General features: G+C 41.9%; 20 protein-coding genes. 15 read left to right on the forward strand and 5 right to left on the reverse strand.

The genetic code is table 11. The annotated features are described in order from the left end of the window. The first annotated feature begins 2 nt into the window (after positions 1-2). From HC733_RS10840 to HC733_RS10850, 3 genes are read left to right on the forward strand one after another with little or no spacing between them, the layout of a single operon-like run. On the forward strand, positions 3-293 hold the full coding sequence (locus HC733_RS10840; RefSeq protein ID WP_190365063.1) for a hypothetical protein: 291 nt from the start codon (positions 3-5) through the stop codon (positions 291-293). Further along, positions 293-847, forward strand: coding sequence for a 3'-5' exonuclease (locus tag HC733_RS10845; protein ID WP_190365064.1), 555 nt, complete (start codon positions 293-295; stop codon positions 845-847). Before HC733_RS10840 ends, HC733_RS10845 begins: the two co-directional genes overlap by 1 nt. Next, on the forward strand, positions 844-4,080 hold the full coding sequence (locus HC733_RS10850; protein ID WP_190365065.1) for a replication endonuclease: 3,237 nt from the start codon (positions 844-846) through the stop codon (positions 4,078-4,080). Before HC733_RS10845 ends, HC733_RS10850 begins: the two co-directional genes overlap by 4 nt. Here HC733_RS10850 and HC733_RS10855 read toward each other — a convergent pair. Continuing rightward, the gene (locus tag HC733_RS10855; RefSeq protein ID WP_190365066.1) at positions 4,077-4,322 is read right to left on the reverse strand and encodes an ogr/Delta-like zinc finger family protein; all 246 of its coding nucleotides are present in this window, start codon (positions 4,320-4,322) and stop codon (positions 4,077-4,079) included. The two genes, HC733_RS10850 and HC733_RS10855, sit on opposite strands and share 4 nt — an antisense overlap. Before the next feature lie 343 nt (positions 4,323-4,665). Between HC733_RS10855 and HC733_RS10860 the strand changes: the two genes are divergently transcribed. Continuing rightward, positions 4,666-4,902: a PapB/FocB family fimbrial expression transcriptional regulator gene (locus tag HC733_RS10860; RefSeq protein WP_190365067.1), complete on the forward strand. Its 237-nt coding sequence runs from the start codon at positions 4,666-4,668 to the stop codon at positions 4,900-4,902. A gap of 151 nt (positions 4,903-5,053) precedes the next feature. Here the strand turns inward: HC733_RS10860 and HC733_RS10865 are convergent, their stop codons facing one another. Genes HC733_RS10865 through HC733_RS10880 form a run of 4 tightly spaced genes read right to left on the reverse strand, consistent with a single transcriptional unit; the run spans position 5,054 to position 8,593 of the window. Continuing rightward, the gene (locus HC733_RS10865) at positions 5,054-5,452 is read right to left on the reverse strand and encodes a 3TM-type holin (RefSeq protein WP_190365068.1); all 399 of its coding nucleotides are present in this window, start codon (positions 5,450-5,452) and stop codon (positions 5,054-5,056) included. Next, positions 5,452-5,766 carry a hypothetical protein gene (locus tag HC733_RS10870; protein ID WP_190365069.1) on the reverse strand — a complete coding sequence of 105 codons (315 nt, stop codon included), beginning with the start codon at positions 5,764-5,766 and terminating at the stop codon, positions 5,452-5,454. Before HC733_RS10870 ends, HC733_RS10865 begins: the two co-directional genes overlap by 1 nt. Next, on the reverse strand, positions 5,763-6,821 hold the full coding sequence (locus HC733_RS10875) for a phage portal protein (protein WP_190365070.1): 1,059 nt from the start codon (positions 6,819-6,821) through the stop codon (positions 5,763-5,765). Before HC733_RS10875 ends, HC733_RS10870 begins: the two co-directional genes overlap by 4 nt. Continuing rightward, on the reverse strand, positions 6,821-8,593 hold the full coding sequence (locus tag HC733_RS10880) for a terminase large subunit domain-containing protein (RefSeq protein ID WP_190365071.1): 1,773 nt from the start codon (positions 8,591-8,593) through the stop codon (positions 6,821-6,823). The genes HC733_RS10875 and HC733_RS10880 overlap by 1 nt, the downstream gene beginning before the upstream one ends. 191 nt (positions 8,594-8,784) lie before the next feature. On the opposite strand from HC733_RS10880, the gene HC733_RS10885 reads away from it, so the two are divergent. The 11 genes from HC733_RS10885 to HC733_RS23630 all read left to right on the forward strand — a co-directional run bounded on the left by HC733_RS10885 (position 8,785) and on the right by HC733_RS23630 (position 15,796). Then, the gene (locus HC733_RS10885) at positions 8,785-9,684 is read left to right on the forward strand and encodes a GPO family capsid scaffolding protein (RefSeq protein ID WP_190365072.1); all 900 of its coding nucleotides are present in this window, start codon (positions 8,785-8,787) and stop codon (positions 9,682-9,684) included. 11 nt (positions 9,685-9,695) lie between these two features. After that, positions 9,696-10,748 (forward strand): phage major capsid protein, P2 family, encoded by a 1,053-nt coding sequence (locus HC733_RS10890; RefSeq protein WP_190365073.1) that lies wholly within the window; start codon positions 9,696-9,698, stop codon positions 10,746-10,748. 66 nt (positions 10,749-10,814) lie between these two features. Then, positions 10,815-11,567 carry a phage terminase small subunit gene (gene gpM, locus HC733_RS10895; RefSeq protein ID WP_190365074.1) on the forward strand — a complete coding sequence of 251 codons (753 nt, stop codon included), beginning with the start codon at positions 10,815-10,817 and terminating at the stop codon, positions 11,565-11,567. A 61-nt stretch (positions 11,568-11,628) separates the two neighbouring features. Further along, the gene (locus tag HC733_RS10900) at positions 11,629-12,066 is read left to right on the forward strand and encodes a head completion/stabilization protein (protein ID WP_190365075.1); all 438 of its coding nucleotides are present in this window, start codon (positions 11,629-11,631) and stop codon (positions 12,064-12,066) included. Beyond that, positions 12,063-12,536 carry a phage tail protein gene (locus HC733_RS10905; RefSeq protein WP_190365076.1) on the forward strand — a complete coding sequence of 158 codons (474 nt, stop codon included), beginning with the start codon at positions 12,063-12,065 and terminating at the stop codon, positions 12,534-12,536. The genes HC733_RS10900 and HC733_RS10905 overlap by 4 nt, the downstream gene beginning before the upstream one ends. Position 12,537: 1 nt before the next feature. Continuing rightward, a complete protein-coding gene (locus HC733_RS10910) occupies positions 12,538-13,161 on the forward strand; it encodes a phage virion morphogenesis protein (protein ID WP_194710038.1) in 624 nt (207 codons plus the stop codon). Positions 13,162-13,171: 10 nt separating this feature from the next. Beyond that, complete coding sequence (locus HC733_RS10915; protein ID WP_190365078.1) at positions 13,172-14,266, forward strand: DUF2586 domain-containing protein; 1,095 nt, start codon at positions 13,172-13,174, stop codon at positions 14,264-14,266. 10 nt (positions 14,267-14,276) lie between these two features. Continuing rightward, positions 14,277-14,729, forward strand: a complete 453-nt coding sequence (locus tag HC733_RS10920; RefSeq protein ID WP_190365079.1) for a phage protein — start codon at positions 14,277-14,279, stop codon at positions 14,727-14,729. Continuing rightward, positions 14,729-15,349 carry a hypothetical protein gene (locus tag HC733_RS10925; protein ID WP_190365080.1) on the forward strand — a complete coding sequence of 207 codons (621 nt, stop codon included), beginning with the start codon at positions 14,729-14,731 and terminating at the stop codon, positions 15,347-15,349. The genes HC733_RS10920 and HC733_RS10925 overlap by 1 nt, the downstream gene beginning before the upstream one ends. After that, complete coding sequence (locus HC733_RS10930) at positions 15,342-15,626, forward strand: putative phage tail assembly chaperone (RefSeq protein WP_190365081.1); 285 nt, start codon at positions 15,342-15,344, stop codon at positions 15,624-15,626. The genes HC733_RS10925 and HC733_RS10930 overlap by 8 nt, the downstream gene beginning before the upstream one ends. Positions 15,627-15,679: 53 nt before the next feature. Further along, positions 15,680-15,796, forward strand: a complete 117-nt coding sequence (locus HC733_RS23630) for a DUF6890 family protein (protein ID WP_446727639.1) — start codon at positions 15,680-15,682, stop codon at positions 15,794-15,796. Positions 15,797-15,802 lie beyond the last annotated feature (6 nt).

Raw genomic sequence — 15,802 nt, forward strand, 5'->3', positions numbered from 1 at the left:
AAATGACCCATATCAAAGACCAAGATCTGTGTAAAAAACGGGATTTAAACACTGAAATTGTTGTACACATCATTGAACAAGCAAATTTTACAATAAGAAATTTAAGCAAACGCGCAACTGTTGCAATGCTCATTGAGTGTGAAAATTGTTTATCTGATTTTTTACCAATATTAAAACTAATCGCTAAACAGCAAAGTGTGTTTACCCATGTATTACACCAAATGAACTGCGCTTTAGAGGCTGTCCAATTAGGTGTACCAGCGATTGAAATTAACTTTTCAGGAGCGTTGTAATGAATAATGTGATGCTTGATTTAGAAACGATGGGCCAAGGCAGTAACGCTGCAATAGTGGCTATTGGAGCTGTTTTTTTTGACCCCATTACGGGTGAAATAGGCGATTCTTTTTATAAAAAAATAGCTTTGGAAGACGCAGTAAAGTTTGGCGACATTGATGCAAGCACAGTGATTTGGTGGTTAAAACAAAGTGATGCTGCACGAGCTGAAATAACCAGTGATGATACTAACGTACTAAGAGAAGCGCTTTATGCGTTTTCAGACTGGATAGGGCAAATTGAAAATATTCATGACCGTGTTGTTTGGGGGAATGGAGCCAGTTTTGATAACGTAATTTTGTCTAATGCGTATAAAGCAATTAAATCAACAAAGCCATGGCGATTTTGGAATGACCGAGATGTAAGAACGGTTGTAGAACTTGGGCTCACGCTCAAAAAGTTTAATCCAAAAAAAGAGGTGCCATTTATCGGAACCACGCATAATGCAATTGATGATGCCATTCATCAAGCAAAGTATGTGTCGGCAATTTACGCGATCCTTGCAAAGTCGTGATTGCGTTTGAATTTAAAACTTATGATATACCTATAGCCGTATCGGTTAAAACTGATGCGGTTTATGACGTTAAGCACAGAGAAACTTTAGTAACTAACCTTCCTAAATTTACCACCTATACACAACTTAAATTAGTCGCTAATTATCTTGATAAACTCGATACTAAACGTGAAAAAGGGTGGTATAAAAAAGAGCCTACAAACCCAAGTGAAAACGCAAACACTTGGTTTTGTGAGTTTTTACAGCAATCAGAACAGCGCATTGACGTTGAAACAGTCCTGGTCACTAAAGCGGGTGAAACTAAAAAGTTTGCATTCAGTGACCAAGCTAAATCAGCTCTTAAAAAGGTGCATGATAATAAACACCATAATTACATTGTTAAGCAGATAGCAGAAACAACTAAAAAAAGAAGCATACAGGCTTCTTTTGTTCGTCAAACCGCGCAAAGTTTATGTTTCGCGAAAAATTACGAGCATAAACCTTTTTCATTTGATGTACAGTCGATTGATGATGCAGAGCATCTTAAAACACTAAAAAAGCTCGCCAGTAGTAGCAAAGTATCAAGTGCTGTTATGGGGCTATTTAGTGAAATGGATGATTCAGACAAGGCTTTTATTTCAGAGTGTTTAGCAGTAGTGCCAAAGCCACTACAAATGCGGTTTGCAAAGCGCTACTTATCAAGATGTGATGATAGCGTACGGAGTAAATATAAAGCCAATGAATGGTTTAGGAGAACTATTAAAAGTCTTAAGCCACGCATAAAAATTTTACAAAAAATAGTCTCAGAAATGCCATTGCCTTGGTACATCCTAGCGAATTTAGAAAAAACGAAAAAGCATGCGGGTGTGTTAGCGAACCAAGTTTCGACAATTTTGTGTGAACTTGCAGAAGAAGACAATAAATTTGATGCTGTTGATTATTACAACGCAATTGCTGAATTTGCCGCCCCCTTGGGTGTGTCGCTTAAATACTCAGAAAAAGGCATATATCTAACTGAGCCTGACGCAGAAGTTGGGCTACTTAAAGCACAATGCCATAAGTGGTGGTGCGTTAAGTTAAAAAGGATCAGGGCGCGCTATCTTGAGCATTTAGAGATAGCCACGGGCGAAGTAGGTCGTGATGTATTTTCTGCATATGACAAAAAGAACAAAGAACGTGTTAAGAAGCGCAAAGGCATAAATGCATATTGCTCTAAACAAGCGTTAAGTGAATACAAATACAATAAAGAAAAGGGTAAAAGGTATTTAGAAAGCCTTGAGCTTGTAAACGAATGTGGTGATGTAATTTCACTCATGAAGGCGGTTGAAGCGGGGGTTGCGAACCCTGAAAATATGCGTAACGAGTTGATGTTACGTATACGAGAAACGGAAGAAATGGCCGAGGCAATGGGCTATGTTGGCGGGTTTTTCAACATAACTACCCCTAGCCGTTTTCATGCGCATTCAAAAAGCTGGGATGGTTCAACACCCAAAGAAGCCAACGATTATTTAAATAAACTGTTTTCACAAGCTAGGGCTAAATTAGACAGATTAGAGATCCCTTATTTGGGGTTGCGTGTTGCTGAACCGCATGCAGATGGTTGCCCCCATTGGCATATGTTGCTTTGGATGCCAGAGCGTCATTACAACAAAGTAAACCACACGCTTCGCAGATACTTTACTCGAGACGATAGAGGTGTATTTTTTGAGAGATTTAAAAGGCGCCGTGATTTAAGAGCCAAGTACACAAAGTCTCGGCGTATATGGGGGCTTAACAAAAAGCGTGGTGTATACACTAAAGAGCCTAAAAAAGACTACACGCCGAGCGGCCCGCGTTACACAGCTATTAAAATGGACCCTGCAACAGTTGAGGCGGACGGTAAACGCAAAGGCGGTGCAGCAGCATATATTGCTAAATACATTAGTAAGAACATAGACGGCTTTGCACTAGCTAACGAATATGATGCTGAAACAGGGGAGAAGCTAACACAAGCTATCAACCCCGTTAAAGCATGGGCCAGTACTTGGGGTATTCGGCAATTTCAATTTCAAAAATCCCCACCAATTACAATTTGGCGAGAACTTCGCAGAGTAAGAGAAGAAATAAAGGGCAATGATGACCTTGAAAAAATAAGACTTGCAGCAGATCAAGGCGACTTTAAAACCTTCGTTGATTTAATGGGGGGCTTTGGTATTGGCCGTGATGCAAGGTATAAACCTGCGTACGAAATTACACCCCATGGTAACGAATATGGTGAGTGTGTTAAGAGGCTTAAAGGTATTGAAGATACACAATCGTTTACTAGTTTAGTTACCCGTGTGCACACATGGGACAAACAGCCTATTGGCACCGCTACCAATAACAACACTAATGCTGATACGTTGCACGATGCTAACAACGTCGGCGCAGCCGACCTATCTTGGACTAGTGGGAATAATTGTACGCCTTGCACTACAAGGGATAAGGACGAGTTATTGCTAGATATGCACGGTTTTACCGCTCAAGAGATCAGGGAGTTTAAAAAGGATCTCGTTGACGGCAAAAGAGTGCGGCGAAACGGTCAAATTTATATGGTCAGAAGTGGCAGATTAATAGTTTTGGATAAAAAAGCGCAGATAAAAGAAAATCAAAAGGCTCTTATTGATAGCATTGCACGTGTTGAAGCATATAAAGCTAACAATACTAACGACAGTGACGGGTTAATTGAGTGCAACAAGCACTGGCCATACTTTTGCTTAGAGGATGCTAACCGTTTGCGCGATGGTGAAAGCCTTACACTTAAAGGGCGGGTGTATTTCTCTATTGCGTACGAACTGTATTCATATCCGCAAATGGAAGTGCCGAGAATAAAACACGATGTGTGGCCGCTATTTGGAGAGTTTAAAGGCTACCAGCTAAATAACCCATTTGGCGAACTTACACCAGGTTATGATGGCGAGGCTGTTGTTCATGAAGATATAGTGTATTACGTTTCAAATGGCGAGCTATATTCTTTCGGTAAAGTGGGTGGTAGTCATGTTAAAGCAATTGAGAGCTACGAACCGAACAAAGAACAGTGGCGTTATGCACGTGAACTAGTTGCACTTGCTTACACATATGCAGATATTGAAGACCGAGAAGAGTTAAACATCAGTGTTAGAGCCAAAGGCAAAGCGGACTATTTGGGTGATCTTGAACTGGCAACGCTGGTTATTAATGGCGAAGCATGTGCCATAGCTGATAATGATTGGTGGGCAATGGGGTTAAGAGCTTAAACCCCAATCAGTTCTAATTGCTTTTCTTTGGGTAAGTTTCTCAGTAAAGAAGCAGCAAGTTGTGCGGTATCTTGCCTTGGGGGGTTTAAATAATGTTTAAATGCAATTGTGCTTACGAACGTAGCACCGCAATTTTTAGTGTTAGTACACGATACATATAAATCAGCAACGTGATCTGATTGCTTTTCCCTTGATGTAATCGTTGCTTTGCTATTGCAATTAGGGCAGAGAACTCTTGCCATTTTCAACACCACTTACCGTTTAAGTTACTGTGATTATATACAGCACTCATCATTACAGCAAATCATATCCAGAATAGCTACTGAGAAACCAAAAGGGCGAAAAATTCACTCCTCCTCGCCTTCCGCTTTCGCGCAAAAAATACGTCAAATTGACAGGCTTTGTGACACCAATATTAATGCTAAGCCAAGTAAATAAAGGATCTGTCTGATTATTGAAAAGGATCTCATTGTCAAAGTTGTGACAAGCTTTGACATGAAAGTGACAACTCAACATTAAAAATCATTGTAAAAATCGAAAACACAATTAAAATAAAATAATTATGACTTAACACATAATTTTTTTATGAATTATCTTTTTAAAGGAATGCAGAGCGAAGAGCGTTTTAAGCTGCTTTTGCAGTTAACTAAAATATCAAGTGAAAGTGTCAAAGCGGCGCTATATGACTATTTGGTGATAGGGATAGATAAAAAGTCAGCATGTGCGCTCAACGGCGTGCGTGAGCCCAACTTTGCGCCAGCCTTAAACAAGCTGAATGAAAAAGCAGGGATCGTTGAGGCCATCAAAGAACACGATTTATAAAATACTACTTTTTTCTTAATTAGGGTAAATAGTCACTTAACTGGTGTTATTTTTAATGATGAGCCTAAAATATAACAGGTCTATAATTGAAAGGACCTGTTATATGTTTGAATTTATTATACTTTTAACTCTTGGTTGTGAATTTCAACAGCTATTTAGAAACACCATTCATTTTCTCAACGGTTCTCAAACCAGCGAGTCCAAGCATTGCCAACGTAAGTTCCATCATAACATTCAGTGGCAATTCTGGCGCGCCAAGATCAGGCCAAAGCCATTGCAAAACGGGGTTGACGACAAAAGCGAATAAAAAGCCAAGGCCGCAAACCCACATCAAAAAAGGCCGAGCACCCGCAACAAAAATGCTGCGGTGTGCTGCCTGCACCTGATTAATTTTGGCTTGTGCAAGTTGCGGCTTTTGAGCTATGCGTTGTTTAACGGTTTCTAATGTGAGAACCTCTTCATCAGACGTAAATAGTTCATCCATTAATTCACCTACAGCTTTAACGGGCTCAGCAGTACCAACGCTAAAAATTTTTGATAACCACCCCATTACTTTCTCCTTAATTGATTAATCACTTTTAGGGGATCTTTACTAAACCTTTGCCCTAAGTTGTTTAGTCCATTAAATAGGTGTGGCGCTAAATAAGCTCCTACACCAATAAAGCCGGGGCGAGCACTTTCAGCGACTTGCCAAAATTCACAAAAGCTCGATACCAAATAAGCCGCAAGTAATGCCATGAGTGCATTAAAAAAATATCGTGCAAATGTGAATGCGTGGGGTGATAGATATAATTGAATCGCAGCAGCTACCATGCTGATCACTACAAATTGAACAATGTGTTTTAAATGCTCCATATCTATCATGCGGCTTCATCCTTGTTTGGGTATAAGTCGGAGTAATTAGGTATTGCAAAATCAATATGCTGATGGGCTGGCAAATAGCGGTTAATGCCTTGCATGGTCTGTTGAAGCGGCACTACTTCGTTGTTGTAGTAGGCGCGGGTGATTTTATCTAAATCACCAAACCCCGCTTTTTCGCCAGAACTCTGACCGCTCAGCGCTTCTTGTGCACGGTGCATACTCAACATGTCGTTGAGTGTTATTTTCTTGATGCGCTCGAATTCGTCTTTGGTAGATATATCACCAACGGGGGTGATCTTAATCGACTTCTCTGCATCTGCTTTGTTGCTTCTGAAGTTAAAAAATAAGCTTCTAAAATTACCCACGCCTTTGCTGTCTTTGATCGCGTCTTTTAACTTGTTTTCATCTTCAATGCTTAGGTTAGGGTCAGCCATACTAAAGATAAAACCCATGTGTGCTCCATTTCTATAGTAACGGCGTCTAAACAAAGTTGCGTCTTCGTTAAGCAATGCGCTTTGAATACCGCCGTAATATTCTGGTATGCCGTAAATACCTTGCGCTGGGTCGTATTCCTTTACATGTAATATTTCACCTGCTTTAAAGCGAATGGGTTCTAAGTGGTTATTACTGAGCTGCGCATATACCCCGCGCTCTGTTGTGTATCGCATAGTTAGTGCTGGCAGGTGGCGCAAGCGGATTATTTGACCGAATGGGTTTTTGATTATTTGTAGGTATGCATTACCAGACCAAAGGTAATCATATGCAAATTTTTTAAATGCCTCGTTACTCAATACAGAATTTGACTTAAACCACTTAAGGATCATATTGCGTTTAAAGCCCAATATGGGGCCGTGCTGTGCGTTGACTCTAAGCAGTTTTACTAAGCCGTTTAAACTAACAGGTGGTGCATATATACCATTGCTATCAGCAAAAACCCCCGTGTAGTCAGTGAGTCGGTTATCTAAACACGGTTCGGGATCGCCAAAACTAAATACATCACTCATCCCTGTGTAGTTGGGCGTTTCGCCACTTTTTACGTTAATCCTTGGCTTATCCATTAAGCTGCTATCCCTACAGATGTTTGACGGCCCATCGTGTTACCGTCTAAAGGTTCAAATTTCATGGCGTGCATTATTGCCCAAGCAATATCAGCATGGCCCGTTGTTTCAGTGCGATTTGTTGCATAGGTGATTTGGTCGCCAACTACTTTGCGGCGAATGTTGATAAAGGAACTGGCAATGTTTACCGCGTCTTTATCAAACTCAAAGCGGCGATTTTTAATCACGTTTAGTGCTTTTATTACCATTTGGTTTTTAATGATCGGGTTGTAGTGAATTGGCTCAGCATTTGGGAAAAATGCGGTTATTAGCTCCCAAACACCATAACCCATGCCAGTGGTATCAACACCAATATGTTGCACATTGTATTTATGTGTGAGTTCTTCTATCTCGCGGGCCATGGCCTCAAAATCGTTGCCACTTAAATCGAGCGTTTCAAGTAGCCTAAATTTTTCACCAGGCTTCATTGGTAGGCTTAAAACAGCAACACAAGCTTTGTCACCAAAGCGGGCAGGGTCAAAACCAATCACTACAGGTTTTAATGCAAATGGGCGTTCAAACTCTTCGTCAAAATCATCCCACTTAGTCGAGTCACCAACACAAGCCATAATTTGTTTTAAGTTAAACGCTGAGTGTGCATCGTCTATAAACTTACACATAAACAAGTTGTCAAACTCGTCTTGTGAATATTCGTTTTCGAGTACAGATATATCAATGCGGTCAAATCCAGAGTTAACCACATCATGCACGGTGAGCATTTGCCGCCAAATGCCATCTTTACATAAACGGCCTGCTTTTAATGCTTTATGACTACAATCAATGGCAAACTCAGGGTCGTTACAAGCCTTGGTTTTACGAAACCACTTACCATTCCAATGATCGTATGCTTCGTGGCTGGTAACTGAAGGCGTACTAAAGTAAGTGATCCTCAAATGCTTATGCGTTGCCATTGCCTGGGCAAGGCTACGAAGCGTTTTGTATTTTGGTATCCAAAACACTTCGTCTATATATAAGTCGCCGCTTTCTGATTGCGCCGTTCTTGCGTTGGTTGATTTGAAAATAAGCTTAACCGTCTTACCGCCTTTAAGGTTTAACACCATAGGCGAGCCAGTGAGTTCTATATTAAAGTGCTCACGTACCAGCGCAATTATGTTGGCTTTGAATACTTCGGCTTGGTCACGACTTGCTGATATAAATATCTTATTTCGGCCATTTACCACAGCATCGTAAAACGCCTCAAATGCAAAGTAGAAGGTGGCACCAATCTGGCGCGGTTTTAATATAAAGCGGCTTCGGTGGTCTTGGTTTTCAAACCAGTGTAATTGGTGCGGGTAAAGTAACTTTTCTTTTAGTTCGTCGAGCATTTCAACCGTGATGGCTGAGCAGTCGTTTTTCTTTTTCTTCTTCTTTTTGCTACTGCCAGCGGAGCCGTTGCTTTCTGGTTGACCGTCATTAGCTGCGCGTTGTTTCGGGGCTGGGGCGAGTTTGCTTTTGTTTAGCGCACAGAGTTGGCGAGTGCAAAACTCTAGCTCTTTATAATCAGCGTCGTTTTTTTCAGGCTTGTCGGTTAGGATATTAATACGGCGACTGAATGCCATTTCAGCATTATAGCTTGGGCACATATCTGCCCATTTACCATCGTCAGCCCAGCGTCTAACGCTTCTCGCGCTTGGCATGTTTGGCAATTCAGCTATTTCATCAAACGTATAGCCTTGCACAACATACAAGTCTTGCGCTTGTTTGCGAACGTCTGGTCCGTACTTTGGCTGCATCCTGCACCCTTATTTATTATCCATAGTTGCAGTTTAAGGATAAAAAAGGGCCGAATCTGTTACTTAAAAACCTAACATTTCCTAAAGAGCAAATATAGGAATTTCAAAAAGTTAAACCGTTAGAAATAACCAAAAATAGCGTGCAAACTCATTGCAAGTTAATAAGCGAAACGCATTAAACAGGTTAATCAATGTCAGGTCAATTACGAACAATACCGCTTGCTATTGCTGCTGTTGGTTTAACAGTCGATGGTAGAGAAATTACCGAGAAAGATATCAACGATATTGTTGAAACCTACAGCCCTAAGAAATATGGAGCTCGAATTAACATTGACCATTATGCAGATTGGTCAGGCTGGAAAGCTGAAGCTTTATCATCGGTTAAGCTAAATGGTGGCATGCTTGGTGACGTAATAGAAGTCAGCACATCAAAAAATGAAGATGGTGTTCAAGTGCTATACGCCATACTTGCACCTAACGCCAGCTTTGTTCTGCTTAATCAAGCAGATCAGCATGTTTATTTTTCAATAGAAAGAGATCGCAACTTCCAAGGAACTGGCAAAACCTATTTAACAGGTTTAGCCGTCACTGATTACCCAGCAAGCACCTACACATCAAGAGCTAAGTTTAGTAGAGAGCGAGGCGCAGAAAACACGGACGTTTCTTTTCTTCGTGCTGACCTTGGGCTTTTCAAAGAAGAAGAAAAGCCTTCAAAAAAGCCATTTTTTAAAACCCTATTCAACAAGGATGACGACATCATGCCATTAACAGATCAAGACAAAACAGATATTGGGAAAGCCGTCGCTGATTCGCTTTCTCCACATTTTAAAACAATCGCTGATTCGATGACCGCGGTTGCAAAAAATACGGAAGAAGAAAAAGGCCAACAGGATGAAGGCCAGGGCGGAGCCCAAAACACCGAGCAGACGGAACTGCTCAACAAATTAAATGAAAAGTTCGATAAACAGAGCCAAGAGTTTAAGCAGCTTAAAGATCAATTTAACGAACTTTCTAAGACCGAAGCCGACGACACAACCAACGCCGATGATGAGCCTACAGGCGATGATGGCAAATACGCGAATCTACTGTAAGGATACAAGCTATGCGTACACAAACAACTCAAGTGTTTAATTCTATATGCCGTGCACTAGCTGAAAACTACGGTGTGCCCAATGTGTCAGAGAACTTTGTAGTTGATCCGAGTTTAGAACAAAAGCTATACGATCAAGTTTATGAATCAGCGGAGTTTCTTACCCGTATCAATCACGGCATGCCCGATGAGATTAAAGGCGAGCCTCTATTTCTGAGTGCTGGGGCTGGCGTAACTGGGCGTGCTGGAGTTGAAACAGATGATACAAAAGAGCGTAAAACAAAAGATGCATCAAAGCTAGATAAGCGTAAATATGAGTGTTTTCCTGAAGAGGTTGATACTCACCTTGCATGGGCAAAAATGGACGCCTGGGCAAAATTCCCTGATTTCCATGAGCGTTACCGTAACCATGTAAGGCAACAAAAAGCATTGGATATTATTAAAATTGGCTGGTATGGAACGCATGTTGCTGATTCTACGAACTTAGATGAGTATCCAATGATGCAAGACGTTAACATTGGCTGGTTAGAACATATTCGAAACGATGCCCCATTACGAGTAATTAAAGATGGCGCTGATGGTGAGACTGTGAGAGCCGACGAAATTCGTATAGGTGAAGGTGGGGATTACGAGAATTTAGATTGCGCAGTAAATGACTTGGTTCAGTTTATCCCACTCCATAAGCGTATTGGACTTGTCGCAATTATCGGTGATGAACTTATTGCTAAAGATAAGGGGAAGCATTATGCAAAAAATGCCCATACCCCAAGTGAAAAGCAAAAAGTAGAAATGTCTCAGGTAATTAATACTTATGGGGGCTTACCGAGCTTTCAAATCTCATTTTTCCCGCCAAGGGGTATTTTTGTTACCAGCTTTGACAACCTTAGCCATTACATTCAGTCAGGTTCTATAAGAATGAGCATTGAAAACAACGCCAAGAAAAAGCGTGTTGAAGACTATGAATCACGCAACGCCTGTTACTACGTAGAGGATTTAGAAAAGGTTGCCTACATCGAATCTGACTCGGTAAAAATCCATAAAGATGCCGAAGGCACGTGGTCCTAATTCCCAAGTAAGTGAAACTTTGCCGCCTAGCTGCTTGCAGGCGGCACTTTTAAAGAGTGTTTTTATATGAGCCTAGTTCAAAGAGCGTTAAACAAAGCCAAAACAAATAGCGAAGTACCAAAAAGCAAACCTAAGCAAGCGCAGGTTCAAGAGCAATCAAAAGCGCAAAACAACATAGATACGCAAACCGAGTACGCGTTATTTAAGGCGGCTATGACTTCGGACTTGGCTCAACTAAAAACATTTAGTGATATTAGCGATAAAGCTGATTACAAGGCCAAAGCGATTGAAAAGAATGATTATCTTGGGTTTTTAACTCAATACAGGTTACGTGGAGACAATTATCCGAATATGGTACTTGCATGGGTATTTGTTTGGCTCGTTGATTTAAAACGATGGAACCAAGCAATTGAGCTATTGCCATTGCTTATAGAGCAAAAGCAACCACTACCAACTGTATTCTCAACCAAACACTGGCCCACATTCTTAATAGATCAACTATACGATGATGCCAATTACTACTTGCAAAATAGCTGCACAAAGAATGATTTGGCAAACATGGCGTTTACGTTACAGCAAGTTATTCATGCCACTCGCCATCAGAACTGGGAAGGTAGCGAAATCGCAGGTGGAAAGCTATATGCCATTGCAACGAAGCTAGAAGCCACGCAGCACAACTATGGTAATGCTGTCCGATTCGGCAAAATTGCGCAACAGATAAATGAAAAAGCGGGTGTTAAAACACTCATTGAAAAGATAGAAAAAAAATACCTTTGCAATAGCTCCAACGCCAGTGGGCAACTTAGCGTAACCAGTTAACAGTATTTGATTGGCTGCTTACGACTAAGTGGCGCCCACACTAATTACTAAGGGATATAAAGTGGATATATCAAACATGCCTTTGGCAGACGTACAAGTAAACGACAAAGTAGTGGCGGGTAATGGGTATTACCCTGACTTAAGCACCGCCTACTTTATTGAACACTTTGCTATCCCCAGTGAGTATGCAAACAAAACAGATTTGATCAGCGACAAGTTAAAAGCAGCGCAAGCCGAGGTAAACCAAGAACTCGACAAGGTTTTGCTCAGCAATGGCGAACCGCTAAATGCGCAGCAAATAATGTTTTACAAATTGGCGGTATGTAGCAAAGCCAAAGCTAACTCATTAATTAGTCGCTTGGGTAGTACGCACAGAGATAACGCCGCTGCACAGCAGCAAGCAAGCGTTGATAGCTATGAATATTGGTTACATCAATTCGTAAACAACATGCGCTTGCTAGTTGGATTAAGCACCACTGCCACGGTTGAGTTGCTATGAGCCAAAGCAAAATAGCAAAGCTAAAAGCGCATTTACAAAGTGCGCAGTATCAGGGGCATTTGCTAGCTCTACCAGAGCAATTTGATTGTTGGATTGAAGGCGGGCGAATTGAGCCGAGCAGTAAAACAGTGAATGGCAACGGGTTATTAGCAGCACGCTTTTATTACTCGGGGGTTATTAGCATAAACCCATGTGCTGCACCTGCTGCACTGATATGTGCTTTTGCATCGTTTTGGTTGCAAAACAACGGTGGGCGCAATGACAGCAAAGACATTGAATTTAGTGCTGATGTTAACGACGACAGCAGCAACGAAGTTGAACTAACGATCACTCAGCTTTGTGAAGACATAGAGCTAATTCAAACAAACAACGGCCCGTTTGAGTTAAACGGTATTCGTTATGACTTTGGTGAGCAAAGCATTTGGATTGCTGAACTGTTCACACTAGGTGCAGACATAAGCCGTGCTTAGTATGCAGTTTGATCAAGGCCAGAGCCTTGAACAGCTACAGCTGTTATCGCTCAAGCCGCAAAAGCGTAAAAATATATTAAGAAGCGTGATCAGGAGCGTTAACCGAGCAAGCAAAGACCGAATCACAAAGCAAAAAGATTTGGCGGGTAAAAGTTGGCAAGGTCGAGCAAACGGCAAAAAAAAGAAAATGCTCACCAAGTTAAAGCGACATTTGAAAGTTCGCGCAAGAGCTAACGATGCACAGGTGTATTTGAAAGGCGCCAGAGTAGGCAAGATTGCAACGGCCCATCAGACAGGTGCCACCATTGATGTGAACCCACGCAAAGGTGGTGGTAAGCGCAACAGTGATGGGATGGCAACACGCCCAATGGCAAAGGCTTTGATAAGGGCGGGGTATACCATTCCACGCAATCGAGGCAAAGGGTCCAAACGACCCAGTATAAAATGGATAGTGGCAAACATTACGCTTAAACAAGCGGGGTTTTTGCTCAGGGAGTTAAAGGGCGGCTCAGGTAAGAGCGAATGGCAAATTGACTTGCCCGCCCGCTCATTTTTGGGTGAAACACCCAAAGAGCACAAGCAGCACATGAGTTTTATGTTAAACAAAGCCATGCAAGTGGCGTAAAGGAACGAAAATGGCACAAGGGAAGGTTTCAGTCGCCACGTTGCAAACAGGCAGTGGTGCAATAGCAGAAGTTGAACGAACCGTTTTGTTTATTGGTGAAGCGCCAAAAAACAACGGCTCTATACAGCCAATCAACGCACAGAGCGACTTTGACGCGCTGTTTGATGAAACAGATTCACCACTTAAAACACAGCTACAAGCATGGCAGCGCAATGGCGATGATTTGGTCAGTGGTTACGCAATTTCACATACCAGTGACGATAATGTTTTGTCGCTCATTGATAAAGCGATGGAACAAGATGTAAATCCCGAAATCATCGTGATTTGCAAGCCTGCAACGGGTAAAGCAGAAGTTGAAAGCTACCAAGCAAAAAACTTAGAGATCCAATCAAAATATGCACGCTATGTTCGCACTTTAGTTGCCGTACCAGGTTTGGATGGCACACAAACGTGGGCTGATTTGATTACCGCTCTACAGCCTATTACAGATGGTGTGGTAGCTGAACGCGTTGCAGTTGTACCATTGCTAATTGGCGATGAACTTGGCGGTGTGGTTGGGCGCTTGTGTAAGCGTTCAGTCACGATTGCAGATAGCCCCATGCGCACAAAAACGGGGGCTATGTCTCTACTTACAGCCCCAGTAGACAGTGCAGGAACCCCATTGACGAACGCCACAACATCGGCACTTGATGCACTGCGATTTAGTTGTGTGCAGTATTACACCAGCTTAGATGGCACCTATTTTGGCGATGTAAATATGCTTGACGCGAATGGTGGCGATTTTCAACAAATTGAAATTGGTCGCGTACTCGACATGGCTGCACGACAGGTGCATGTTAAAGCGACATACGAAATTAAGAACCGACAGTTAAATAATAGTCCAACGGGGATAGCTTACGGCAAACGTAAATTGAGCAAACCGCTTTTTGATATGAGTAAGTCCATCACCATTGGCGAAGACAGATTCCCCGGGCTAATTGATGCACCAACCGAAGACAGTATTAGCTTGACGTTCCTAAACGAAAAGCACGTACATATCGTGCTCAAGATCAAACCGATTGACTCACCGAATACAATCACTGTAGGCATTATGCTAGATAGCTAAGGATAAGCTCATGACTCAAAAAGTATTAGGCGGAAAAGATTTTGATTGCTTTATGGGCAATGCAATGGTGCATGTGACCGAAGCAAGCGTAAAAATTACTGATGGCCGTAAACCAAAAATGGTAAGAGGCGTGCCAAAAGGCTGGATTGATGGACCAGTAGAGGCTGAAGTAACGCTCAAACTTGATCACGAAAACTTTTTGCTGCTACAAGCACAGGCTAAACAAGCGGGTAGCTGGAAAGGCATCGAGCCATTCGACGTGCAATTTACTGCAAGTGTTGCCGCAGGCGATATGAATATAGAAGCCTTTGGATGCATGCCTCAGCTTGAAGACCTGTTAAACATTAAAGCAGAAGGGGGCGAAGAAAACACCTTTAGCGTGAAGTGTCCCATAACAAGCCCTGATTTTATCCGTATTAATAGTGTGCCTTATTTAACAGCTGATGAAGTGAGGAATCTCTAATGCGTGGCTTAACGATCACACCAAAGCTATTGCTGAGTGCTATGGGACTCAGTAAATACACCGTGTTTGAAGGGGAACTGAACCTCAATATTATCGGCATTCGCTCAGACAATACACGCGCCAATACATTTAATGATTTGATTTGTGTGCTGTATCAACAAAACGGTGAGTGGCAACTTAAACAATATAAAGCAACTACTGATGCGGGGATCTACTGGCGCAAGCATCCCATGAATGTAGACGGTACGGCGGTACTGGTTGCGGGCCAGCATTTAGGGCTTTGGACATTTGGGTATCATCAAGGCAAGTACAAAGCGCTGGTGCAAAACAAGCCCGTTTTGGTACTTCGTGATAACGACAAAAACGAGGACCTGCAAACCGATGGTAGTCAAGCTGAATTACAGAGTGGTTATTTTGGCATTAACTGCCATCGAGCTGGCGAGCATGTTGAGTCAAAGTTGGTGGGTAAGTGGTCCGCAGGGTGTCAGGTCATTGCTGATCCCCGTGACTACGAGGAGTTTATCAGCCTATGTGAGCAATCTGCTGCTCGTTACGGCACTATTTTTAGTTATACATTATTGGAACAAAACCAAATTAAAAGGAACAAGGAAGATGTCTAATCAAGTTATTGTGATTGAGAGTGATGATAAAGAATTTACATTTAATGTAACGACACAAGCGTACAACAAATATTTAAACAGTGCTTCGCCTAACAACAAAATTCAGCCCGCGACTAACTTTTTAATGGGAACAGTAAAAGATGAACAAAAGCAGGAGCTTAAAACATTCTTAAAGTTACCAGGTGCATCGTTGTTAATGGCTGGCATTGTTGTTGATGAGTATCAGCCAGAGTTTAACTTGTCGGTAAAAAAATCGAAGAGCGCGCCAAACAAATAGAGTTTAACCGCGTAGATCAGTTGTTGGCTTATCACGCCAAACATTTTGGCACGATGAAAATAACTGATGAAACTTTGGCCCAAGCGCTCTTTATTGAAACTAAGCAACAGGAGTTGCTAACTGTTGCCGTAAACAACGGTATCTGTATGGCATTAAGTGGCGAAGAGTAGGGAAGC

Source organism: Pseudoalteromonas sp. S16_S37, assembly GCF_014694405.1.
Classification (GTDB): domain Bacteria; phylum Pseudomonadota; class Gammaproteobacteria; order Enterobacterales; family Alteromonadaceae; genus Pseudoalteromonas.